General features: G+C 69.8%; 20 protein-coding genes. 12 read left to right on the top strand and 8 right to left on the bottom strand.

Features of this window, described 5'->3' with window-relative positions; genetic code table 11:
- The first annotated feature begins 133 nt into the window (after positions 1–133).
- From C9J49_RS02550 to C9J49_RS02535, 4 genes are all read left to right on the top strand, one after another.
- The gene (locus tag C9J49_RS02550) at positions 134–907 is read left to right on the top strand and encodes a gamma-glutamyl-gamma-aminobutyrate hydrolase family protein (RefSeq protein ID WP_107180770.1); all 774 of its coding nucleotides are present in this window, start codon (positions 134–136) and stop codon (positions 905–907) included.
- Positions 908–938: 31 nt separating this feature from the next.
- Positions 939–2,336, top strand: coding sequence for an aspartate aminotransferase family protein (locus C9J49_RS02545; protein WP_107180769.1), 1,398 nt, complete (start codon positions 939–941; stop codon positions 2,334–2,336).
- On the top strand, positions 2,333–3,844 hold the full coding sequence (locus tag C9J49_RS02540; protein WP_107180768.1) for an aldehyde dehydrogenase: 1,512 nt from the start codon (positions 2,333–2,335) through the stop codon (positions 3,842–3,844). Before C9J49_RS02545 ends, C9J49_RS02540 begins: the two co-directional genes overlap by 4 nt.
- Positions 3,845–4,135: 291 nt before the next feature.
- Positions 4,136–4,303 (top strand): DUF6435 family protein, encoded by a 168-nt coding sequence (locus tag C9J49_RS02535; protein WP_107180767.1) that lies wholly within the window; start codon positions 4,136–4,138, stop codon positions 4,301–4,303.
- Positions 4,304–4,398: 95 nt separating this feature from the next.
- Here C9J49_RS02535 and C9J49_RS02530 read toward each other — a convergent pair whose 3' ends face one another.
- The 5 genes from C9J49_RS02530 to gatC are packed head-to-tail and all read right to left on the bottom strand — an operon-like array spanning position 4,399 to position 8,535.
- On the bottom strand, positions 4,399–4,608 hold the full coding sequence (locus C9J49_RS02530) for a 2-hydroxymuconate tautomerase family protein (RefSeq protein ID WP_035598404.1): 210 nt from the start codon (positions 4,606–4,608) through the stop codon (positions 4,399–4,401).
- A gap of 56 nt (positions 4,609–4,664) precedes the next feature.
- Positions 4,665–5,216, bottom strand: a complete 552-nt coding sequence (locus tag C9J49_RS02525; RefSeq protein ID WP_035598406.1) for a cupin domain-containing protein — start codon at positions 5,214–5,216, stop codon at positions 4,665–4,667.
- Positions 5,217–5,269: 53 nt separating this feature from the next.
- Positions 5,270–6,736, bottom strand: coding sequence for an Asp-tRNA(Asn)/Glu-tRNA(Gln) amidotransferase subunit GatB (gene gatB / locus C9J49_RS02520; protein ID WP_107180766.1), 1,467 nt, complete (start codon positions 6,734–6,736; stop codon positions 5,270–5,272).
- On the bottom strand, positions 6,736–8,196 hold the full coding sequence (gene gatA, locus C9J49_RS02515; RefSeq protein ID WP_107180765.1) for an Asp-tRNA(Asn)/Glu-tRNA(Gln) amidotransferase subunit GatA: 1,461 nt from the start codon (positions 8,194–8,196) through the stop codon (positions 6,736–6,738). The genes gatB and gatA overlap by 1 nt, the downstream gene beginning before the upstream one ends.
- Positions 8,197–8,247: 51 nt before the next feature.
- Complete coding sequence (gene gatC, locus C9J49_RS02510) at positions 8,248–8,535, bottom strand: Asp-tRNA(Asn)/Glu-tRNA(Gln) amidotransferase subunit GatC (RefSeq protein WP_035598414.1); 288 nt, start codon at positions 8,533–8,535, stop codon at positions 8,248–8,250.
- A gap of 160 nt (positions 8,536–8,695) precedes the next feature.
- Between gatC and C9J49_RS02505 the strand changes: the two genes are divergently transcribed.
- From C9J49_RS02505 to tldD, 7 genes are all read left to right on the top strand, one after another.
- Positions 8,696–9,733, top strand: coding sequence for a rod shape-determining protein (locus C9J49_RS02505; protein WP_035598417.1), 1,038 nt, complete (start codon positions 8,696–8,698; stop codon positions 9,731–9,733).
- A 318-nt stretch (positions 9,734–10,051) separates the two neighbouring features.
- Positions 10,052–10,930: a rod shape-determining protein MreC gene (gene mreC, locus C9J49_RS02500; protein ID WP_052052561.1), complete on the top strand. Its 879-nt coding sequence runs from the start codon at positions 10,052–10,054 to the stop codon at positions 10,928–10,930.
- A complete protein-coding gene (gene mreD, locus C9J49_RS02495; protein ID WP_035598422.1) occupies positions 10,930–11,418 on the top strand; it encodes a rod shape-determining protein MreD in 489 nt (162 codons plus the stop codon). Before mreC ends, mreD begins: the two co-directional genes overlap by 1 nt.
- Before the next feature lie 5 nt (positions 11,419–11,423).
- Positions 11,424–12,041, top strand: coding sequence for a nucleoside triphosphate pyrophosphatase (locus C9J49_RS02490; protein ID WP_106488740.1), 618 nt, complete (start codon positions 11,424–11,426; stop codon positions 12,039–12,041).
- 33 nt (positions 12,042–12,074) lie between these two features.
- Complete coding sequence (gene rng / locus C9J49_RS02485) at positions 12,075–13,538, top strand: ribonuclease G (protein ID WP_046079784.1); 1,464 nt, start codon at positions 12,075–12,077, stop codon at positions 13,536–13,538.
- Positions 13,539–13,542: 4 nt separating this feature from the next.
- Positions 13,543–17,400 (top strand): YhdP family protein, encoded by a 3,858-nt coding sequence (locus tag C9J49_RS02480; protein ID WP_107180764.1) that lies wholly within the window; start codon positions 13,543–13,545, stop codon positions 17,398–17,400.
- On the top strand, positions 17,397–18,851 hold the full coding sequence (gene tldD, locus C9J49_RS02475; protein ID WP_035592371.1) for a metalloprotease TldD: 1,455 nt from the start codon (positions 17,397–17,399) through the stop codon (positions 18,849–18,851). The genes C9J49_RS02480 and tldD overlap by 4 nt, the downstream gene beginning before the upstream one ends.
- Before the next feature lie 100 nt (positions 18,852–18,951).
- On the opposite strand, the gene yjgA is transcribed toward tldD, so the two are convergent.
- Positions 18,952–19,455: a ribosome biogenesis factor YjgA gene (gene yjgA / locus C9J49_RS02470; RefSeq protein ID WP_107180763.1), complete on the bottom strand. Its 504-nt coding sequence runs from the start codon at positions 19,453–19,455 to the stop codon at positions 18,952–18,954.
- A 125-nt stretch (positions 19,456–19,580) separates the two neighbouring features.
- Here yjgA and pmbA point away from each other — a divergent pair, with 125 nt between their 5' ends.
- Positions 19,581–20,921 carry a metalloprotease PmbA gene (gene pmbA, locus C9J49_RS02465; protein ID WP_107180762.1) on the top strand — a complete coding sequence of 447 codons (1,341 nt, stop codon included), beginning with the start codon at positions 19,581–19,583 and terminating at the stop codon, positions 20,919–20,921.
- Positions 20,922–21,003: 82 nt separating this feature from the next.
- On the opposite strand, the gene C9J49_RS02460 is transcribed toward pmbA, so the two are convergent.
- Together C9J49_RS02460 and C9J49_RS02455 are read right to left on the bottom strand one after the other, a co-directional pair.
- Positions 21,004–21,543 carry a hypothetical protein gene (locus tag C9J49_RS02460; protein WP_046079779.1) on the bottom strand — a complete coding sequence of 180 codons (540 nt, stop codon included), beginning with the start codon at positions 21,541–21,543 and terminating at the stop codon, positions 21,004–21,006.
- A 50-nt stretch (positions 21,544–21,593) separates the two neighbouring features.
- Positions 21,594–21,863 carry an HPr family phosphocarrier protein gene (locus tag C9J49_RS02455; RefSeq protein ID WP_107180761.1) on the bottom strand — a complete coding sequence of 90 codons (270 nt, stop codon included), beginning with the start codon at positions 21,861–21,863 and terminating at the stop codon, positions 21,594–21,596.
- Position 21,864 lies beyond the last annotated feature (1 nt).

Raw genomic sequence — 21,864 nt, 5'->3', positions numbered from 1 at the left:
ATCTCAATAATATCAGTGTGTTGTGATTTATTTTCTGATGCTGTCGCTTTCGTCGGGTTGGCAAGATTAAGCAACCAAGATATGTTGAGCAAACCATAACAACTTTCTGTCCTGTCGTTTCGAGGAGGCTGCCATGCAGAGCCGACCCCTGGTGGGAGTGATCGCCTGTCGCCGTGAGGTGGAAGGGCATCCCGCCCATATGGTGACCGACAAGTACCTGAGCGCGCTGCGCGACTACGGGCTCGAGCCGGTGATACTGCCGGTCTGGGAGGGGGGCGATGCCGCCACTGTGACACCGCTGCTGTCACGTCTGGACGGCCTGCTGCTGACCGGGAGTTACACCAACGTCGAGCCAGCCCGCTACGGCGCCGAGCGGGCGCCCGAGAACACCCGTGACGATCGTCATCGCGACGCCGCGGCCATGGCCTGGGTGCCGGCGGCGCTGGACCTCGGTCTGCCGCTGCTGGGGATCTGCCGCGGTTTCCAGGAACTCAACGTGGCCTTCGGCGGCAGTCTTCACCAGGCGGTTCAGACCGTGCCCGGCATGCTCGATCATCGCGAGCGGGCGGGCGAGCGGGCGGCCCAGTATGCGCCGGCCCACGAGCTTTCGATTCGCCCGGGCGGACGCCTGTCGGCGCTGTATCCCGAGCCTCGCTCTCGGGTCAACTCCCTGCACCAGCAGGGCATCGACCGCCTCGGCGAGGGCCTGACCGCCGAGGCCCAGGCGCCGGACGGCCTGGTCGAGGCCATCTCGGTGACCGATGCGCCGGGCTTCACCCTGGCCGTGCAGTGGCATCCCGAATGGCAGCCTCGGGAGCATCCGCTCTACGACGCCATCTTCCGCGGCTTCGCCGAGGCCTGTGGCGACCATGCTCGCGTCGCCGCCCCGGTCGCGACCCCGGCCTGATCGGCCGCGAGTGTCATCAAGGAGAATCATCATGCAGACATCGCAATATCAGGCCCGCGACCGCGCGCATCATCTTCATCCGTTCACCGATTTCAAGGCGCTGGGCGAGGAGGGCAGCCGCGTCGTGACCCATGCCGAGGGCGTCTACATCCACGACAGCGAGGGGCACCGTATCCTCGACGGCATGGCGGGACTGTGGTGCGTGAACCTGGGTTACGGCCGTCGCGAGCTGGTCGAGGCGGCGACCGCTCAGCTCGAGCGGCTGCCCTACTACAACACCTTCTTCAAGACCACGCATCCGCCGGCCCTGCAGCTGGCCGAGAAGCTCTGTGAGCTCGCCCCGGCACACGTCAATCATGTCTTCTTCACCGGCTCGGGCTCCGAGGCCAACGACACCGTGCTGCGCATGGTGCGCCGCTACTGGGCGCTGAAGGGGCGCCCCGGCAAGCGCTGGATCATCGGCCGCGAGAACGGCTATCACGGTTCCACCCTGGCCGGCATGAGCCTCGGCGGCATGGCGCCCATGCACGACCAGGGTGGGCCCTGCGTGCCGGAGATCGCCCATGTCGCGCAGCCCTATTGGTTTGGCGAGGGCCGTGACCTGTCGCAGGAGGCCTTCGGGCGCCGCTGCGCCGAGGCGCTGGAGGACAAGATCCTCGAGCTCGGCGAGGAGAACGTCGCCGCCTTCATCGCCGAGCCGGTCCAGGGGGCCGGCGGCGCCATCATGCCGCCGGCGAGCTACTGGCCGGCGGTGAAGGCCGTGCTGGCCAAGTACGACATCCTGCTGGTCGCCGATGAGGTGATCTGTGGCTTCGGTCGCCTCGGCGAGTGGTTCGGCAGTCAGCACTTCGGCCTCGAGCCGGACCTGATGCCGATCGCCAAGGGGCTTTCCTCGGGCTACCTGCCGATCGGCGGCGTGCTGGTCGGCGATCGGGTGGCCGAGGCCCTGATCGAGGAGGGGGGCGAGTTCTTCCACGGTTTCACCTACTCGGGGCATCCCACCTGCGCCGCCGTGGCGCTGAAGAACCTGGAGCTGCTGGAGGCCGAGGGCGTGGTCGATCGCGTGCGCGATGATCTGGGGCCCTATCTGGCCCGGCGCTGGGCCGAGCTGGGTGAGCATCCCATCGTCGGCGAGGCGCGCTCGCTGGGGCTGATGGGCGCCCTGGAGCTGGTCGCCGACAAGGCCTCGGGTACGCGCTTCGACAAGTCGCTGGGCGCCGGCAACCTGTGCCGCGATCTGTGCTTCGAGGCGGGGCTGGTGATGCGCTCGGTGGGCGATACCATGATCATCTCGCCGCCCCTGGTGATCACCCGCGACGAGATCGATGAACTGGTGCGCCTGGCCCGCCAGGCGCTCGACGAGACCGCGGCTCGCCTGGCCGAGCATGCGGTGACCGACAACGCCCCGCGAGAGGAGATTCGCGCATGAGCCCCGCCCCGACGACCCGTGACGACTGGCAGGCGCTGGCCGCCTCGCTGGTCGAGCAAGGCTTCGAGACCCGCGCCTACGTCGACGATGCCTTCGTCGACGCCGTCGACGGCGCGACCCTGACCACCGTCAACCCGGCCACCGGCGAGGCGCTGGCCGAGGTGGCGAGCTGCGACGCCGCCGACGCCGAACGGGCGGTATCGGCCGCCCGGCGCGCCTTCGAGGGCGGCGAGTGGTCGCGCCGGGCCCCGGGCCAGCGCAAGGCCGTGCTGCTTCGCCTGGCCGCGCTGATGGAGGCCAACAAGCACGAGCTGGCGCTGCTCGACACCCTGGACATGGGCAAGCCGGTGAATAGTTCGCTGGGCGACATGGCCGGCGCCATCGGCTGCATTCGTCACCATGCCGAGTCCATCGACAAGCTCTACGGCGAAGTCGCGCCCACCGGCGAGGAGAGCCTGGGGCTGGTGCTGCGCGAGCCGCTGGGCGTGGTGGCCTCCATCGTGCCGTGGAACTTCCCGCTGATGATGACCGCCTGGAAGATCGGCCCGGCGCTGGCCGCCGGCAACAGCGTCATCTTGAAGCCGTCGGAGAAGTCGCCGCTGTCGGCGCTGCGCCTGGCCAGCCTGGCCCGCGAGGCCGGCCTGCCGTGCGGCGTGTTCCAGGTGCTGCCGGGCTTCGGCCACACCGTGGGCAAGGCGCTGGCGCTGTCGATGGACGTCGACTGCCTGGCCTTCACCGGCTCCACCGGGGTCGGCAAGCAGCTGATGCAGTACGCCGGCCAGTCCAATCTCAAGAAGGTGTTCCTGGAGTGCGGCGGCAAGAGCCCGAACCTGGTGTTCGCCGACTGCAAGGATCTCGACAGGGTCGCCGAGCACGCCGCCGGGGCGATCTTCCACAACCAGGGCGAGGTGTGCATCGCCGGCTCGCGGCTGCTGGTCGAGAACTCGATCCGCGAGGCCTTCGTCGACAAGGTGCTGGCCGCTGCCGAGCGCATGCAGCCCGGCGACCCGCTGGACCCGGACAGCTTCATGGGCGCGATGGTCGACCAGGCCCAGTACGAGCGGGTGCTCGACTATATCCGTCGCGGCGTGGCGGAGGGCGCGACCCTGCGCGCCGGTGGCGAGGCCACCGCCATCGAGGGCAAGGGACTGTTTATCCCGCCGACGGTGTTCGACGGCGTCACCGACGCCATGGCCATCGGCCGCGAGGAGATCTTCGGCCCGGTGCTGGCGGTGTTCGGCTTCGATGACGAGGACGAGGCGGTACGGCTGGCCAACGACAGCGACTACGGCCTGGCGGCCGGGCTGTGGAGCCAGGACATCGATCGCATCATGCGCGTCACGCGCCGGCTGCGCTCGGGCCAGGTGTTCGTCAACAACTGGGCGGACATGGACCAGACGGTGCCCTTCGGCGGGGTCAAGCAGTCGGGCAACGGGCGCGACAAGTCGCATCACTCGCTGGAAGAGTACTCCGATCTCAAGAGCGTGTGGATGACGCTGGCACCCTGAGGGGCGGAGCCTGGAGCACTGATGGGGGAGGGGATCCCTCGACTTGCCGGCCGCGGTTCGCCGCGGCCGGCTTTTTTCGTGCCGCGGGCTCGGTCAGGAAACGGCGTCCTGGGCGGCGGCCAGGGGGGAAGGATTGCGGCGCTGTTCGCCGCGTGGCACACCCGTCACCTCGTCAGGCGATCGTCGGCCGGCTCGTTATGGGGGCGTCGAATGAGCGCCGGGAGCGGAATTTTCTTGTACAATAGTTGTTTCTAAGTTGTACGAAATTCTGGCTCTTGCGGAGGAAATGGCATGTTGAACTGGCTCAAGCGAGACCCGCTTAAGAAGCTCCAGCGGCAGTACGAGCAGAAGCTGGAGGAGGCCATGACGGCTGCACGCAACGGTGACATGCGGTCCAATGCGGTGCTGACCGAGCAGGCCGAGGCGCTGCGGGCGGAGATTGAGCGGCAGAAGAGCTGAAAGCGGCGGTGGCCGGCTGGCCTGGCGAATGACCCGATCGAGGCGCGGTGCGTGGAGTCGTCCGCCCCACGCCTCATCCGGGAAAGGGGGGAGGATTAGGCCGTCGTGTCCTGATCGGCGCGGCGCTTGGCGACCGACTCGCCGCTCAGGCCGAAGTCCTGGGGCGCGATGTCGGAGAGCACGATGCGCACGCTCTCCGGGGTGCAGTCGATGGCCTCGACGCAGGCCGCGGTGATCTTCTCGATCAGGGCTTCCTTCTGCTCGGCGCTGCGGCCTTCGATCAGCTGGATGTTGACGTTCGGCATGGGGGTCTCCCGGGGTGGGGGCGATGTCCGGCGGTGGTGCCGGGGCGTCGCCACGTTCAGAAGCTGCGGGCCGGGGTGGCGCAGCTGACCAGTCGGCAGGCGACCTCGCCGACGTTGCGAAAGCGATGGGGGACGTTGGTGTCGAAGTAGTAGGCCTCGCCGGAGGTCAGCACGCGGGTCTCGGCGCCGATGGTGATCTCGATCTCGCCCTCCAGCACTACGCCGGCTTCCTCGCCCTGGTGGGCGATCATCTCGCGGCCGGTGTCGGCCCCCGGGGGGTAGGTCTCGACCATGAAGTTCAGCGCGCGGGCGGTGCGATTGCCGCCGACCAGCTTGTAGATGACGTCGCCGCTGCCCACGTCGGCCAGCTCGTCGGCCGAATAGAACACCTGGTCGCGGCTCTCCAGGTCCATGGTGAAGAAGTCGCCGACGCTCATGGGGATGGCATCGAGGATCTTCTTCAGTGAGCTCACCGAGGGGCTGACCTTGCCCTGCTCGATGAGCGACAGGCTGGAGTGGGTGACGCCACAGCGCTTGGCCAGTTCGCGCTGGGAGATGCCTCTCAGTTTACGCAGGGCACGCAATCGCGCGCCGACGTCTTCTGCCATGGTTCATCCTCTGAAGTCGACGGGGCGGGCCGGTCAGGCCCGCCCCTCGGGGCTCAGCACAGGGCGTCGAGCTTTTCCTTGAGCAGGGCGTTGACCTGCTGGGGGTTGGCGGTGCCGCGGGAGGCCTTCATCACCTGGCCGACGAAGTAGCCGATCATCTTGCCGCGCTTGTCCGGCTCGGCGTCGCGGTACTGGGCGACCTGGGCCGGACTGTCCGCGATCACCTGATCGATCATGGCCTCGATGGCGCCGGTGTCGGTGACCTGCTTCAGCCCCTTGGCCTCGATGATGGCGTCGGCGCTGTTGTTTTCGCCCCCGCCTTCGCCGTGCCACAGCGCCTGGAACACCTGCTTGGCGGCCTTGCCGTTGATGGTGTCGTCCAGCACCCGGACGATCAGGCCGCCGAGCTGGTCGGCGGAGACCGGGCTGTCGACGATCGCCAGGCCCTCGCGGTTCAGGGCGCCGGACAGCTCGCCCTGGACCCAGTTGGCGGCCTGCTTGGCGTCGCCACAGACCGCATGAACGCGCTCGAAGTACTCGGCCATGGCACGGCTCGCCGAGAGCACGCCGGCGTCGTAGGCGGAGAGGCCGAGCTCGCCCTGGAAGCGCTCGCGCTTGGCGGCCGGCAGTTCCGGCAGCTGGCCGCGCAGGTGGTCGACGTAGGCCTGGTCGAGCACCACCGGCAGCAGGTCGGGGCAGGGGAAGTAACGGTAGTCGTTGGCCTCCTCCTTGGTGCGCATGCTGCGGGTCTCGTCGGCCTCGGGGTCGTAGAGACGGGTCTCCTGGACCACCGTGCCGCCGTCCTCGAGCAGCTCGGTCTGGCGCTCGACCTCGAACTCGATGGCACGCTCGACGAAGCGGAAGGAGTTGACGTTCTTGATCTCGGCGCGGGTACCGAAGGCTTCCTGGCCCTTGGGGCGCACCGAGACGTTGACGTCGCAGCGCATCGAACCCTCGGCCATATTGCCGTCCGAGATCCCGAGATACGTTACGATGGAGTGAATGGCTTTCAGATAGGCGGCCGCCTCCTTCGCGCTACGCATGTCCGGCTCTGAGACGATCTCCAGCAGCGGCGTGCCGGCGCGGTTGAGATCGATGCCGGTCATGCCGTGGAAGTCCTCGTGGAGCGACTTGCCGGCATCTTCCTCGAGGTGGGCGTGATGCACGCGGATGCGCTTGCTCTCGCCGTCGTCGAGCAGGATCTCGACCTCGCCCGGGCCGACGATCGGCTCATACATCTGGCTGGTCTGGTAGCCCTTGGGCAGGTCCGGGTAGAAGTAGTTCTTGCGGTCGAACACCGAGACCTCGGGGATCTCGGCGTGGATGCCGAGGCCGAACTGCACGGCCATGGCCACTGCCTGCTCGTTGAGCACCGGCAGCACGCCCGGCAGGCCCAGGTCGACGGCGCAGGCCTGGGTGTTGGGCTCGGCGCCGAACGCGGTGGAGGCGCCGGAGAAGATCTTGGAGCGGGTGGCGAGCTGGACGTGGACCTCCAGCCCGATCACGGTTTCCCATTGCATCAGGCGGTCTCCTCGGCGAGGTCGGGACGGCGCAGGTGCCAGTCGGTGGCCTGCTGGAACTGGTGGGCGACGTTGAGCAGCTGGGCCTCGGCGAAGTGGGTGCCGAGGATCTGCAGGCCCACGGGGCGGCCGCCGGCGAAGCCGGCCGGCACGCTGATGCCGGGGATGCCGGCCAGGTTGACGGCGATGGTGTAGATGTCCTGCAGGTACATCGACACCGGGTCCTTGTTGACGCCCAGGTCGAAGGCCGGGGTCGGCGAGGCCGGGCCCATCAGCACGTCGACCTCCTCGAAGGCGTCGAGGAAGTCCTGGCGGATCAGGCGGCGGACCTTCTGCGCCTGCTTGTAGTAGGCGTCGAAGAAGCCCTCGGAGAGGGTGTGGGTGCCGATCAGGATGCGCCGCTTGACCTCCTCGCCGAAGCCCTCGCCCCGGGAGCGCTTGTAGAGGTCGATCAGGTCGGTCGGGTTCTCGCAGCGGTGGCCGAAGCGCACGCCGTCGAAGCGCGACAGATTGGAGGAGGCCTCGGCCGGCGCGATCACGTAGTAGGCCGGGATCGCATAGTGGGTATGCGGCAGGCTGACCTCGCGCACCGTGGCGCCGAGCGATTCGTAGACCGCGATCGCCTCGCGCACCGCGCTCTCGACCTCGGCGGAAAGGCCGTCGCCGAAGTACTCCTTGGGCAGGCCGATCTTGAGGCCGGACAGCGGGGCGTCGAGGCCCTCGGTGTAGTCCGGCACGCCGCGCGCCACGCTGGTGGAGTCGCGCAGGTCGTGGCCGGCGATGGCGCCGAGCAGGTGGGCGCAGTCCTCGGCGGTGCGGGCCATGGGGCCGGCCTGGTCGAGGCTCGAGGCGTAGGCGATCATGCCGTAGCGCGACACGCGACCGTAGGTCGGCTTCAGGCCGGTGATGCCGCAGAAGGCCGCCGGCTGACGGATCGAGCCGCCGGTGTCGGTGCCGAGCGCCGCCGGCACCAGGCCCGCGGCCACCGCGGCGGCGCTGCCGCCGGAGCTGCCGCCGGGCACGGCGCCGAGGTCCCAGGGGTTCTTCACCGCGCCATAGAAGCTGTTCTCGTTGGACGAGCCCATGGCGAACTCGTCCATGTTGGTCTTGCCGAGACTCAGGGTGCCGGCCGCGGCCAGTTTCTCGACCACGGTGGCGTCGTAGGGCGCGTCGAAGTTGTCGAGCATCTTCGAGCCGCAGCTGGTCTTGACGCCCCGAGTGCAGAAGATGTCCTTCAGTGCCAGCGGGAGGCCGGTCAGCGGGCCGGCCTCACCGCGAGCGCGGGCGGCATCGGCGCGATCCGCTGCTTCGAGCGCGGCATCGCCAGTGACGGTGATAAAGCTGTTGAGCGCGCCGTCATGGCGCTCGATGCGCGCGAGCAGATGTTCGGTCAGCTCGCGGCTGGAGAACTCGCCGGCCGCCAGGGCGGCGGCGAGTCCGGTCAGTGTCTGGTCGTGCATGGGGCCGGGGCTCCGTGATGACATGTCATTGACGACGAAAGAGGGAGGCGGTCATTCGACGACTCGCGGCACCAGATAGAGGCCGTTCTCCACCGCGGGGGCGCAGCGCTGGAAGGTCTCGCGCTGGTCGGCCTCGGTGACCTCGTCGGCGCGCAGGCGCTGGGTGGCGTCCAGCGGGTGGGCCAGCGGGGCGACGCCGTCGGTGTCGATCGACTGCAGCTGGTCGGCCATCTCCAGGATGCGGCCCAGGTCGTCGAGGTAGCGGTCGGCCTCACCCTCGTCCAGGCCGAGACGGGCCAGGTGGGCGGCCCGGAGAACGTCTGCGTGTTCAAGCGCCATGATCGGGTGTCCTCGAAAGGGTGGCAGAAAAGACCGCAGAAGTTATCACATTCGCGTCACGGCGGGCAGGGGCCAGGGGCGTGGCGCTTGCCGCTGGGGGGGTGCAGTGATACGGTTTGCCCCCGCACAGGGTCCCCGGTCTGCACTAGGTAACGACTTCATGTTCAAACGTTTGAGGGGGCTGTTTTCCAGCGATCTGTCGATCGACCTGGGGACGGCCAATACGCTGATTTACGTCCGCGGGCGCGGCATCGTGCTCGACGAGCCGTCGGTGGTGGCGATCCGCCAGTCCGGCAACATGCGCAGCGTGGCCGCCGTGGGTGCCGACGCCAAGCGCATGCTGGGCCGCACACCGGGCAACATCACCGCCATCCGCCCGATGAAGGACGGCGTCATCGCCGACTTCACCGTGACCGAGCAGATGCTGCAGTACTTCATCCGCAAGGTCCATCAGAGCACCTTCCTGACGCCGAGCCCGCGGGTGCTGGTCTGCGTGCCCTGCATGTCGACCCAGGTCGAGCGCCGCGCCATCAAGGAATCCGCCGAGGGCGCCGGCGCCCGTGAGGTGTTCCTGATCGAGGAGCCCATGGCCGCGGCCATCGGCGCCGGCCTGCCGGTCGAGGAAGCCCAGGGCTCGATGGTTGTCGACATCGGCGGCGGCACCAGCGAGATCGCCATCATCTCGCTCAACGGCGTGGTCTACTCCGAGTCGATCCGTGTCGGCGGCGACCGCTTCGACGAGGCGATCATCGCCTACGTGCGCCGCCACTACGGCAGCCTGATCGGCGAGTCCACCGCCGAACGCATCAAGGAAGAGATCGGCTGCGCCTACCCCGGCGGCGAGCTGCGCGAGATCGACGTGCGCGGCCGCAACCTGGCCGAGGGCATTCCGCGCAGTTTCACCCTGAATTCCCACGAGATCCTCGACGCCCTGCAGGAGACCCTGGGCTCCATCGTCGCGGCGGTGAAGAGCGCGCTGGAACAGTCGCCCCCCGAGCTGGCCTCCGACATCGCCGAGCGCGGCCTGGTGCTGACCGGCGGCGGTGCGCTGCTGCGCGATCTCGACAAGCTGATCGCCGAGGAGAGCGGCCTGCCGGTGGTCGTCGCCGAGGACCCGCTGACCTGCGTGGCCCGCGGCGGCGGCAAGGCCCTCGAGATGATCGATCAGCATACGTTTGAACTGCTCTCCAGCGACTGACGTTGGAAAGCGCTGATTTATTGCTGCGCTCGATATCCTGGCCACCGGCGGTGCCGGTACGCCGGCCCGGTCGGCTCTCATGTAGCAGGCTACACTGCGGGCGCTGTGCTCCGGCGGCGGCCAGGCTAGGCGCCCCCGCCTCTCGTCGCTCGCGACATAAATCAGCGCTCTCCCGCGGAAGCTAGAAGCACCAGGGGCGGGTGGCCTCTCGACGGCCTCGCCTAGGCGTCGCGGCAAGAGGCCCGACGCCGCCAAGGAGAATAGGGAGAGGACGCCATCAAACCGCTGTTCTCGCACGGCTCGGTGCCGGGGTATCGCATGCTGCTCTGCGCGCTCCTCGCCGTGGCCCTGATGTTCGCCGATCTGCGTTTCACGCGCATGGAGCCCGTGCGGGCCCAGCTGTCGACCCTGGTGGCGCCGGTCCAGTGGCTGGTCAGCCTGCCCAGCGACGCCCTCAACTGGGCGTCGCTGGCGTTTTCCGACCAGCGCGAGCTGCTCGACGAGAATCGCCAACTGCGCGAGCAGATCCTGACCCTCTCGCATCGCGTCCAGCGCATGGCCAGCCTGACCGCCGAGAACGTGCGGCTGCGCGAGCTGCTGGATGCCACCCGCGAGCATGACATTCCCTTCATCACCACCGAGCTGCTGTCGCTGGACCCGGATCCCTTCAGCCACCGCATGGTCATCGACCGCGGGCAGCGCGACGGCGTCTTCGTCGGCCAGCCGGTGATGGATGCCGCCGGGCTGGTGGGGCAGGTGACCTCGGTGTCGGCCTACGCCAGCCGGGTGCTGATGGTGTCCGACGCCAGTCACTCGCTGCCGGTCCAGGTCAACCGCAACGGCCTGCGCTTCATCCTTCAGGGCACCGGCCAGTACGACGCCCTCGGCGTGCTGCACGTGCCGGACACCGCGGATATCCGCGAGGGCGACCTGCTGATGACCTCGGGGCTGGCCGGGCGCTTTCCGCCCGGCTATCCGGTGGCGCGGGTCACCTCGGTGGTCCACGATCCCGGCGAGCCCTTCGCCCGGGTCGAGGCCCGCCCGGTGGCCCAGCTGCAGCGCGCCCGCCATTTCCTGTTGCTGTTTCCGCCGGAGCCCCCCGAGGCGCCGGGCCGCGGGGGCTGGACGGTCGCGCTCGACCAGGCCGCCGTCCAGGCGGCGCTGGAAATGATCGGTCCCGTCGGGGAGGAGGAATAATGGCCGCACGCGCGACGGCGAGCCTGCCCTGGATCTGGCTGACCCTGCTGCTGGCGCTGTGCCTTCAGGTGATGCCGCTGGCCGATGGCTGGCAGATCTGGCGCCCGGACTGGCTGGGCCTGATGCTGATCTACTGGTGCATGAAAGCGCCCCACAAGGTCGGGGTCTTCCACGGCTTCGCGCTGGGCATCCTGGTGGACCTGATTCAGGGCGCGCCGCTGGGACAGAACGCTCTGCTGCTGTCGCTGCTGGCCTTCCTGTGTGCCCTGGTCTATCCGCGTTTCCGGGCCTACTCGCTGCTCCAGCAGGCGGTGCTGATCCTGGTGCTGCTGGGCACGGTGCAGCTGGTGGAGCAGTGGCTGCGGACCCTGCTGGGGCCCTTTGCGATTCACCTGTCCTTCCTGCTGCCCTCGGTGATCGGGGCGCTGCTGTGGCCCTGGCTGACCACGCTGTTCCGCGCCTTCCGACGCCGCGGCAGCGAGGAGTGAGCCGGATGACGATGTCCGATGCCGCCACCGATGCTCCCGAGCCGCCGCTGATCCGGCTGGCCTCCGCCTCGCCGCGCCGCCGGGAGCTGCTGGCCAGCATCGACGTGCCGGTCGAGGTGCATCCGGTCGACCTCGACGAGACACCGCGGCCCGGCGAAGCCCCCGAGGCCTATGTTCGACGTCTGGCCGAGGACAAGGCCCGGGCCGGGGCGCTGGGCAGCACGCTGCCCACGCTCGGCTCCGACACCGCGGTGGTGTGTGACGACGCCATCCTCGGCAAGCCGCGCGACCGCGAGCACGCCGCCGCCATGCTGCGCTCGCTGTCCGGGCGCACCCATCGGGTGCTGACCGCGGTGGCGGTGACCGGCCCGGCGGGCCTGCTGAGCGCCTGCGTGACCACGCGAGTGACGCTACGCGAGATCACCGAGGCCGAGGCCGCCGCCTACTGGGCCACCGGCGAGCCCGCCGACAAGGCCGGCGGCTATGCCATTCAGGGCCGGGCGGCGCTGTTCGTGTCGCGTCTCGAGGGCAGCCATTCCGCGGTGGTCGGCCTGCCGCTGTTCGAGACCGCTGAATTGCTGGCCCGACAGGGCGTGCCGCTGTGGAACCGCGCTATGTCATAATGCCTCGAGTTTCCTCTGGACAAGGATTTCCGCATGAGCGGTGAAGTACTGATCAACCTGACCCCGATGGAGACCCGGGTCGCCGTGGTGGAGAACGGCGTGCTCCAGGAAGCCTTCATCGAGCGGGCCCGGCGCCGCGGCATCGTCGGCAACATCTACAAGGGCAAGGTGGTGCGTGTACTGCCGGGCATGCAGGCTGCCTTCGTCGACATCGGCCTCGAGCGGGCCGCCTTCATCCACGCGCATGAGGTGATGCCCTCCGGGACCCCGGCCGACGAGCAGGCCTCCATCGGCCACCTGCTCCACGAGGGCCAGTCGCTGGTGGTGCAGGTCACCAAGGACCCCATCGCCTCCAAGGGCGCGCGCCTGACCACGCATCTCTCGGTGCCGTCGCGCTACCTGGTCTACATGCCGGACTCGCCGCACAACGGCGTCTCCCAGCGCATCGAGGACGAGCGCGAGCGGGAGCGGCTGCGCGAGCTGGTCGAGGCCGCCCAGGCGGAACAGACGCTGGAGGTGACGGGCGGCTTCATCGTGCGCACCGCCGCCGAGGGCGTCACGCAGGAGGAAATGGCTGGCGACATGCACTTCCTGCTGCGCCTGTGGCGCAAGGTCAGCGAGCGCAAGGTCACCGCCTCGGCCCCCAGCGTCATCTACGATGACCTGCCGCTGTTCATGCGCACCCTGCGCGACGTGATGCGCGACGACATCGAGAAGGTGCGCATCGATTCCCGGGAGAATCACGTCAAGCTGCTGGAGTTCGCCGAGGAATTCATGCCCTCGGCGGTGGAGCGCATCGAGCACTACGCTGGCGAGCGGCCGATCTTCGACCTGTTCAGCGTCGAGGACGAGATCCAGAAGGCGCTGGGACGCAAGGTCCAGCTCAAGTCCGGCGGCTACCTGGTGATCGATCCCACCGAGGCCATGACCACCATCGACGTCAACACCGGTGGCTTCGTGGGACATCGCAACCTCGAGGAGACCATCTTCAAGACCAACCTCGAGGCCGCCACCGCCATCGCCCGCCAGCTGCGGCTGCGCAATCTGGGTGGCATCATCATCATCGACTTCATCGACATGGAGGAGCCGGAGCATCAGCGCCAGGTGCTCCGCGTGCTGGAGAAGTCGCTCGAGCGCGATCACGCCAAGACCAAGTGCACCGGCGTCACCGAGCTGGGGCTGGTGCAGGTGACGCGCAAGCGCACCCGCGAGAGCCTCGAGCAGACCCTGTGCGAGGCCTGCCCGTCCTGCCACGGTCGCGGCACCCTCAAGACCCCGGAATCGGTGTGCTACGAGATCTTCCGCGAGATCCTGCGCGAGGAGCGGGCCTACAGCGCCGAGACCTATACGGTGCTGGCCTCCCAGCCGGTGGTCGATCGCCTGCTCGACGAGGAGTCCGCGGCGGTGGCCGACCTGGAGGAGTTCATCGGCAAGACCATCCGCTTCCAGGTCGAGGCCCACTACTCCCAGGAGCAGTACGATATCGTGCTGATGTGAGCCCATGTCGAGGACTCGCCTGGCCATTCGCTGGACCCTGACGCTGCTGGCGGCGGCGCTCACCCTGGTGGCGGTGCTCACCCTGGTGCTGCGCCTGCTGCTCGGTCAGGTCGATCAGCTCACCCCGCGCCTGGAGGCGCTGCTTTCGGCCCGCTTCGAGGCTGCAGTGAGCCTGGAGGCGATCGAGGGTGGGCTGGCCGGATTCGATCCCGAGCTCGAGCTGCGCGGACTCTCGCTGCGTGCGGCCGGCGGCGACCGGCCCCTGCTCGAGCTCGGCGACGCTCGCCTGCGGCTCGATGCCGGTGCCAGCCTGCGCGATGGGATGCCGGTGGTGTCCGATGCGCGGCTGTCCGATCTCACCCTGCATCTCTATCAGGCCGAAGACGGCCGATGGCACTGGCCGGAGCCGGCCGACGTGCCCCCCGAGCTGATTCCCGATAGCGAGTTCGATCTCGAGCGCCTGGACTTCTGGGTCGGCGTGCTGCTGCGCCAGCGCGCCTGGGCCGAGGACATCGAGCTGGTGCTGCACGGCGACGAGCACGAGGCGGTGCTCGAGGCGCCGCGGCTGCTGATGGTCGGCGATGCCCGACGCACGCATCTGGAGGGGCGGGTGCGGCTGCGGGGCCGACCGGGGGAGGCCGCGAGCGTGGTCATGGAGCTGGTGCCGGGCGAGGGGCTGGACGATTTCGGCGCGGCCCTGCAGGCCGACATGAGCCTCGACAGCCTGACCGGGCTGTCGTCGCTGTTCGGCGTCGAGGGGCTGCCGGACTTCGACGACCTGGCGGGCGAGGCCCGGCTGTGGGGGCGCTGGACCCACGGGCGCCTGGCCGACGCGCGCCTCGACGTCACCGCGCCACGCCTGGTGCTGGGCACGACGGTAGACGACGCCGAGGCGTCGGATATCGTGCTCGACAACGCCATGCTGCGGGGCCAATGGCGGCGCACGGCCGGCGCCGAGGACTGGCAGGCCTGGGTGCAGGCCGACGCCGAGCAGGTCGCCGGCCCCGAGGCCTCGGCCGAGGCGCGAGCGCTGCCTCGGGACTGGTATCTTCAGGGCGACGACAGCGACTGGTGGCTCACCACCGGCCCGTTCGATCTCGAGGCCCTGGCCGCCTGGCGCTCCCGGCTGCCGCTGCCGGAGGCGCTGGACCGCGGCGTGGCCGCGCTGGCCCCGCGCGGGCGCATCGAGGCCCTCGGCGCCGGGGTGAAGGATGGCGTCTGGCAGGCCCGGGTCAGTGCCAGCGAGGTGAGCGTGGCGCCCTGGAACGAAGCCCCGGGCGGCGGTCCGCTGGCGCTGTGGCTGGAGGCCGACGGGAATCACGGCAGCGTGCGCTTCGCCGGCGGCGAGGGCAGCACGCTGGCCTTTCCCGAGGTCTTCGAGGCGCCGATGTCGCTCGATCATGCCAGCGGCGAGGTGAGCTGGCGCTACGACGGCGAGCGCGGCTTCGTCAGCGGGCGGCACCTCTCGGCGGGCTGGCGCGGCGCCGAGGTGAGCGGCGACTTCGGCCTGGCCACCGGTGGCCCCGGCCGCGGCGGCTTCGGCCTGGCGCTGGATTTCCGTGACGTGGACGCTCGCTCGCGGCCGTTGACCGACTGGCTGCCGATGGTGGTGCTGCGCGAGGAAGCCCCGGAGCTCGCCGACTGGCTATCCGGCGGCCTGGCCGGGCGGGTGCCTGCGGGGGCGCTGCGCCTGCACGTGCCGCTGCGCGACGAGCAGACCGGGCTTTCCACCATCGAGCCGACCCTGAACCTGGATCTCGAGGTCGAGGCCGGGCGGCTGCCGTTCGCCGACGGCTGGCCGGCGCTGGATGACGTGGCCGGCCGCCTGCGCCTGCGCGGCGAGACCCTCGAGGCCGAGGTGGACGCCGCCGAGAGCCTGGGCATCCGCACCCGCGACGCCGAGGTGCGCCTCGAGGACGATCGGCTCTCGGTCAGCGGGCCGCTCGTCGCCGACGCCCCGGCACTCTCGGGCTATCTTGCCGCGATGCCCGTCGATGGCATCGAGGCGGTCACCGACTGGCAGGCCGAGGGGAGCGTCGAGGCCGGCCTGGACCTCGAGATGGCGTTGGACGAGCCCCAGGCGCTGCAGCTCGACATCGCCGGCGACGCCGACCTGCCGCGCCTGACCCATGCGGCGAGCGGGCTTTCGTTCCGCGACATCAGCGGGCCGCTGGCCTGGCGCCAGCGCGGCGAGGCCGGCTCCCTCGACGGTCGATTGAGCGGCCGGCTGCTGGGCGGGCCGGTCAGCGCCACGCTGGCCACCGGCGAGGGACGTGTCGCGCTGTCGGGCACTGCCCGCGCCGGGGCGCTGACCGAGCTGGGCGCGCCGGCCGGCATCGGCGGCATGCTGTCCGGCCCGCTGGCCTGGCAGGGCGACGTGGATCTCGACGCCGAGACGCCGATCTTGAACCTGTCGAGCGAACTGCGCGACCTGGTCATCGACCTGCCGGCGCCGCTGGGCAAGCCGGCCGGCACGCCGCGGGACCTGCGCCTGACCTTCGCCCTGGCCGAGTCCGGGCCCTGGTCGGGCCGGCTGGGTGCGCGCCTCGGCTGGCGCTGGCGCCCCGGGCGCGGCGGCCAGGGGCAGGCCTGGCTGGGCCGCGAGGCACCGGCGACCTGGCCCAGTGAATCCGGCTGGTCGCTGCAGGCCTATCTGCCGCGCGTCGATGCCGAGGCCTGGGGCACCGCCCTGGCGCCGTTGTCCGCCGGCGTGGACGGTGCCGGCGAGGGGCTGGCGGGCAGCGGCGCCATCTCGCACCTGATACTGGATACCGATTGCCTGAGCGTCGAGCGGCGCTGCCTGGGCTCGATGATCGTCGAGGGAGCCCCGACGGCCGGCGGCTGGGACCTGGCCCTGGACGGCAGCCTGCTGACCGGCCGGCTAGCCTATCGGCCGGGGCTTTCGCAGCCGCTCGACGTCTCGCTGTCGCGGCTGCGCCTCGACGGTCTGCTGCCGGCCGAGCCGGCACCGGTCTCCGCGGGAGGCGGCCGCCTGCTCGAGGAGCTGGAGGTGCCACCGACGCCGGTCGCCATGCCGGCGTCTCTCGAAGCGCTGCCGGCGGGTCGGCTGGGCATCGACGAACTGAGCTATCAGGGTCGACGGTTCGGGCCGCTGAACGCCCAGTGGCGGGCCGAGCCGGATCGCCTGGTGATCGATCCGCTGGCGCTGACGCTGGGCGAGATCGATGCCCGGGGCAGCCTGACCTGGGAGGCCGCCGGCCCCGAGGCGAGCCTGACCCGGGCACGGCTGGACATCGATGGCGGCGACCTGGGGTCGGCCCTGGAGGCGCTGGGCCAGCCGGTGGCGATCCGCAACGCCGAGACCCGCGTCGACGGACAGCTGGCCTGGCCCGGTGCGCCCTGGCAGTTCGCCCTGGCGCGCTCCCGGGGCAACCTGGCGGTCGAGCTGCGCGACGGTCGTTTCGTCAACCTGGAATCGCCCTCGGCGCGGCTGGTCGGCCTGCTCAACGTGGACAACCTGCTGCGCCGGCTGACCCTGGACTTCTCCGACGTCACCGGGCGGGGCACCGCCTTCGATCGTGTCAGCGGCGATGCGACCCTGTATGGTGGGGTGCTGGAGACCCGCGGTCCGGTCGAGATCGACGGTCCGGCCACCCGCTTCACCCTCGACGGCAGCGTCGATCTGGCGCGGCGGGAACTCGACCAGCGCCTGGGCATTACCCTGCCGGTGAGCAGCAACCTGCCCCTGGCGGCGGTGATCGCCGGGGCGCCGGTGGTCGGAGGGGCGCTGTTCATCGCCGACAAGCTGTTCGGCGACGCCCTCGACCGCGTGACCCGAATTCACTATCGCGTGGAGGGGCCCTGGACCTCGCCGCGCATCGCTCTGGAAAGTGCCGAATGACATCACACACGCAACCCCTGCTCGACCAGGCCGCCGAGGCGCTGCTGACCCCCGGCGGGCTCGATCTCGATGCCCTCGACACCGGCCTCGGCCACGCCATGGGCGCCGGCATCGACTACGCCGATCTGTACTTCCAGCGCAGCTGGCACGAGGGCTGGGTGCTGGAGGACGGTGAGGTCAAGGAGGCCAGCTACAACATCGACGGGGGCGTCGGCGTGCGCTCCCTGGCCGGGGAGAAGACCGGTTTCGCCTACTCCAACCAGATCTCCATGGAGGCCCTGGCCGAGACCGGGCGCACCGCCGCCGGCATCGTGCGCAGCGGCCAGCGCCTGAGCGCCGCCCCGCGGGTGGTGACGGCGCCGGCCGCTCGCTATGCCGGCATCGATCCGCTGGCCGGACTCTCCGCCGACGAGAAGGTCGCCATGCTCAAGGAGGCCGATCGCGTCGCCCGGGCCGCCGACCCGTCGGTGAGCCAGGTCAGCGCCTCGCTGACCGGCGTCTACGAGGTGGTGCTGGTGCGTGCCAGCGACGGCACCCTGGCCGCCGACGTGCGCCCGCTGGTGCGTTTCAACGTCAGCGTGATCACGGTACGCGACGGCCGCCGCGAGCGCGGCAGTGCCGGCGGCGGTGGCCGCTACCCGATGTCCCGGCTACGCGACGAGAACGTCGCCGAGCGCTTCGCCAAGGAGGCGGTGCGCCAGGCGCTGGTCAACCTCGACGCCGTGGACGCCCCGGCCGGCCAGATGCCGGTGGTGCTAGGCGCCGGCTGGCCGGGCATCCTGCTCCACGAGGCCGTGGGCCACGGCCTGGAAGGCGACTTCAATCGCAAGGGCAGCTCGGCCTTCGCCGGCCGCATGGGCGAGCGCGTGGCCGCGCCCGGCGTGACCGTGGTCGATGACGGCACCCTGGCCGACCGTCGCGGTTCGCTGTCCGTCGACGACGAGGGCACGGCCACCCAGTGCACCACGCTGATCGAGGACGGCATCCTCACCGGCTACATGCAGGACAAGCTCAACGCCCGACTGATGGGCATGGCGCCCACCGGCAACGCCCGCCGCGAGTCCTTCGCCCACATGCCGATGCCGCGCATGACCAACACCTACATGCGCGCCGGCCAGGACGACCCCGCCGACATCATCAAGAGCGTCTCTCGCGGCATTTATGCCGTGAGCTTCGGCGGCGGCCAGGTGGACATCACCTCCGGCAAGTTCGTGTTCTCGGCCAGCGAGGCCTATCTGATCGAGGACGGCCGCATCACCGCGCCGGTCAAGGGTGCGACCCTGATCGGCAACGGTCCGGAGGCCATGGGGCATGTGTCGATGATCGGCCACGACCTGGAGCTGGATACCGGCATCGGCGTATGCGGCAAGGAAGGGCAGGGTGTGCCGGTGGGCGTCGGCCAGCCGACGCTGAAGCTGGACGAGCTGACCGTCGGCGGCACGCAGTCCTAAAGCTTGAAGCTGTAAGAGCGCCGCTTCGCGGCGGGAAGCTGGAAGAGAAACCCATGGCCTGACGGGAGGACTTCCAGCTTCAGGCTTCAAGCTTCCGGCTTTACAGCTCGGCGGTCTCGCGGATCAGCTTGAACAGCCGCCGGGCGTTGGTCGGCGGCTTGCCCTGATCGCGTTCGCGGCGGGCGTTGCGGATCAGCTGGCGCAGGGCCTGGCGGTCGACGTCGGGGTAGTCGGCGATGAAGGCCTCGAGGGCGTCGTCGTCCTCGATGAGGCGGTCGCGCCACTGTTCCAGGCGATGGAAGGCGTGGTCGCGGCGCAGCTGCTCGCGGTCCATCTCGTCGAACACCGCCTGGATGCCGTCGAGGTCCTCGCGGCGCATCAGCTTGCCGACGTACTGCATGTGCCGGCGGCGGGCCTCCCGGGCGCGGATGCGGCCGGTCTCCTCGATGGCCGCCAGCAGGTCGTCGGAGAGCGGGAAGCGGTCGCGTTCGGCCTCGCGCATGGCGATCAGCCGTTCGCCGAGCTCCTGGAGGGCATGCATCTCGCGCTTGAGCTGCGACTTGCTGGGCCGTTCGTCGGCCGAAGAGAAATCATCCTGGGTCATGCGGCGTCCTGATTCATGAGAGGGGCGTTAGGCATCGGCCCAGTATACCAGCCCGCCGCGTCGGGCTGGCCAAACGACCATGTTGTGTATCGGCCGCCTGGCCGGTCGAGTGAGGAGTCAAGACGATGACACAGGCTTTCGATGCCGTCGCCCAGCAGTCGCTGCTGGAAACCCGTGCCGAGGCGGCCCTGGCGCTGGCCCGCCGGCTCGGCGCCGATGCCTGCGAGGTGGGCGCCAGCGTCGACCAGGGCGTGGGCGTCAACGTGCGCGAGGGCGAGGTCGAGACCGTCGAGCTGTCCCGCGATCAGGGCATCGCGGTGACTGTCTACGTCGGCCAACGCAAAGGCAGTGCCTCGTCCACCGACGCCTCCGAGGCGTCGATTCAGGACGTGGTCGAGAAGGCCATGGCCATCGCCCGCTACACCGGCGAGGACCCGGCCTCGGGGCTCGCCCCGGCCGAACTGATGGCCCGGGAGCTGCCGGACCTCGACGTTCATCATCCCTGGGCGCTGTCCACCGAGGAGGCGGTCGAGCTGGCGCTGGCCTGCGAGAACGCCGGCCGCGGCCAGGCGGGCATCAGGAGCTCCGACGGCGCGGGGCTGTCCAGCGGCGAGGGCGTGCGCGTCTACGCCAACAGCCACGGCTTCCTGGGCAGTCAGCGCGGCAGCCGCCACTCGCTGTCCTGCATGCTGATCGCCGAGGACGAGCACGGCATGCAGCGCGACTACGACTACACCAGCGCCCGCGACCCTCGCGAGCTACTGGCGCCCGAGGCCGTGGGCGAGAGCGCCGCGCGGCGCACCCTGCGCCGGCTCGGCGGCCAGCGCCCGGCCACCGGGCGGATGCCGGTGCTGTTCGATCCGAGCCTGGCGTCGGGGCTGGTCGGCAGCTTCTTGAGTGCCATCGCCGGCGGCGCCCTCTATCGCCAATCCTCCTTCCTGTGCGACCGCCTCGGCGATGCGCTCTTCCCCGAATGGTTCTCGCTGCAGGAGAAGCCGCGCCTGGTGCGCGGCATGGCCAGCAGCGCCTTCGACGGTGACGGCGTGGCGACCCGCGACAACGTCTTCATCGATCAGGGACGGCTGGCCAGCTACATGCTGTCCGCCTACAGCGCGCGGCGACTGGGGATGGAGACCACCGGCAACGCCGGCGGCGCCCGCAACCTGCGCCTCAGCGCGCCGCTCGAGTCCCAGGAGGCGCTGCTCGCGCGCATGGATCGCGGGGTGCTGGTCACCGAGCTGATGGGTCAGGGCGTCAACGGCGTTACCGGCGACTACTCCCGCGGCGCCGCGGGCTTCTGGGTCGAGAACGGCCGCATCCAGCACCCGGTGGAGGAATTCACCATCGCCGGCAACCTGGCGACTATGTTCCGGGGACTGGTCGGCGTCGGCGACGACATCGACACCCGCGGCAGCATCCATACCGGCAGCTGGCTGATCGACGAGATGACCGTGGCCGGCAGCTGAGCCGGCCCTGGTGACGACAAAAAGCCCGCGAGACGCTCGCGGGCTTTTTTGTACGATGTTGTCGTGGTCCGGGTGCCGGTGCTCAGCGTTTCGGGCGGTAGTGTTCGTCCACGCCCAGTCGCTCGAGCAGGCGAGTGAACAGGAAGGCCTCGTTGCCCTTGAGCGAGCGGCTCAGGCAGTCCAGGTACTCGCGGCGCGGATAGCGCCGCCAGCGCGGTGCCTTGTAGGCATCGAGGTCGATGGCGAACAGGCGACCGTCGCGAACCAGGAAGTTGTCGGTGTGCAGGCCGCGGCAGTGAATGCCGTCGCGGTCGAAGGCGACCAGCGCGTCCAGATACTGTTCCTGCAGGTCGGGGGAGTCGAGGATCAGTTGCTTGAGCGGTACGCCATGGATGTTCTCCGTGACCAGCCGATAGGGGCGCGCCTCGACGATGGTCGGCGTGGCGATGCCGAGGGTTTCGAGCCGCGAAGCAATGAGGGCGAAGTTGCGCCCGGGGTAGGGCCGGATGCGCGCCAGGTAGCGCAGCCGGTCGACGGTCTTTGGCTGGAAGGTCTTGATGAAGTGGTCGCGCTCGGGATCGAAGTGGACTCTGGAGTACTTGCCGGTCTGGATCAGCTGCATGGTCCTGCTCGGTAGAGGGGGAGTGATGGCGCCGTCGAGACGGCCTCTGGTCAGGCTTCTTCGTCGAAGCGGGCCGCGAAGAGGGCTTCCAGCGCATCCAGCACCGCCTCGCCGTCGTCGCCGTCGGCCTCGAGGATCAGTTCGGTGCCGCAGGGTGCGGCCAGCATCAGCAGCGCCATGATGTTGGTGGCATCGGCCTGCTGGTCGCCATGGCAGACGGTGACGCGGGAGGCGTAGGGTTGGCAGCACTGCACCAGGCGGGTGGCGGCCCGGGCGTGCAGGCCGCGCTTGTTGGTCAGGGTGAGCTTGCGGCTGGGCACG

Source organism: Halomonas sp. SL1 (assembly GCF_003030865.2).
Taxonomy (GTDB): domain Bacteria; phylum Pseudomonadota; class Gammaproteobacteria; order Pseudomonadales; family Halomonadaceae; genus Halomonas; species Halomonas halophila.
The sequence above is the reverse complement of the archived record's forward strand: the minus strand, read 5'-3'. Positions and strand labels throughout refer to the sequence as shown.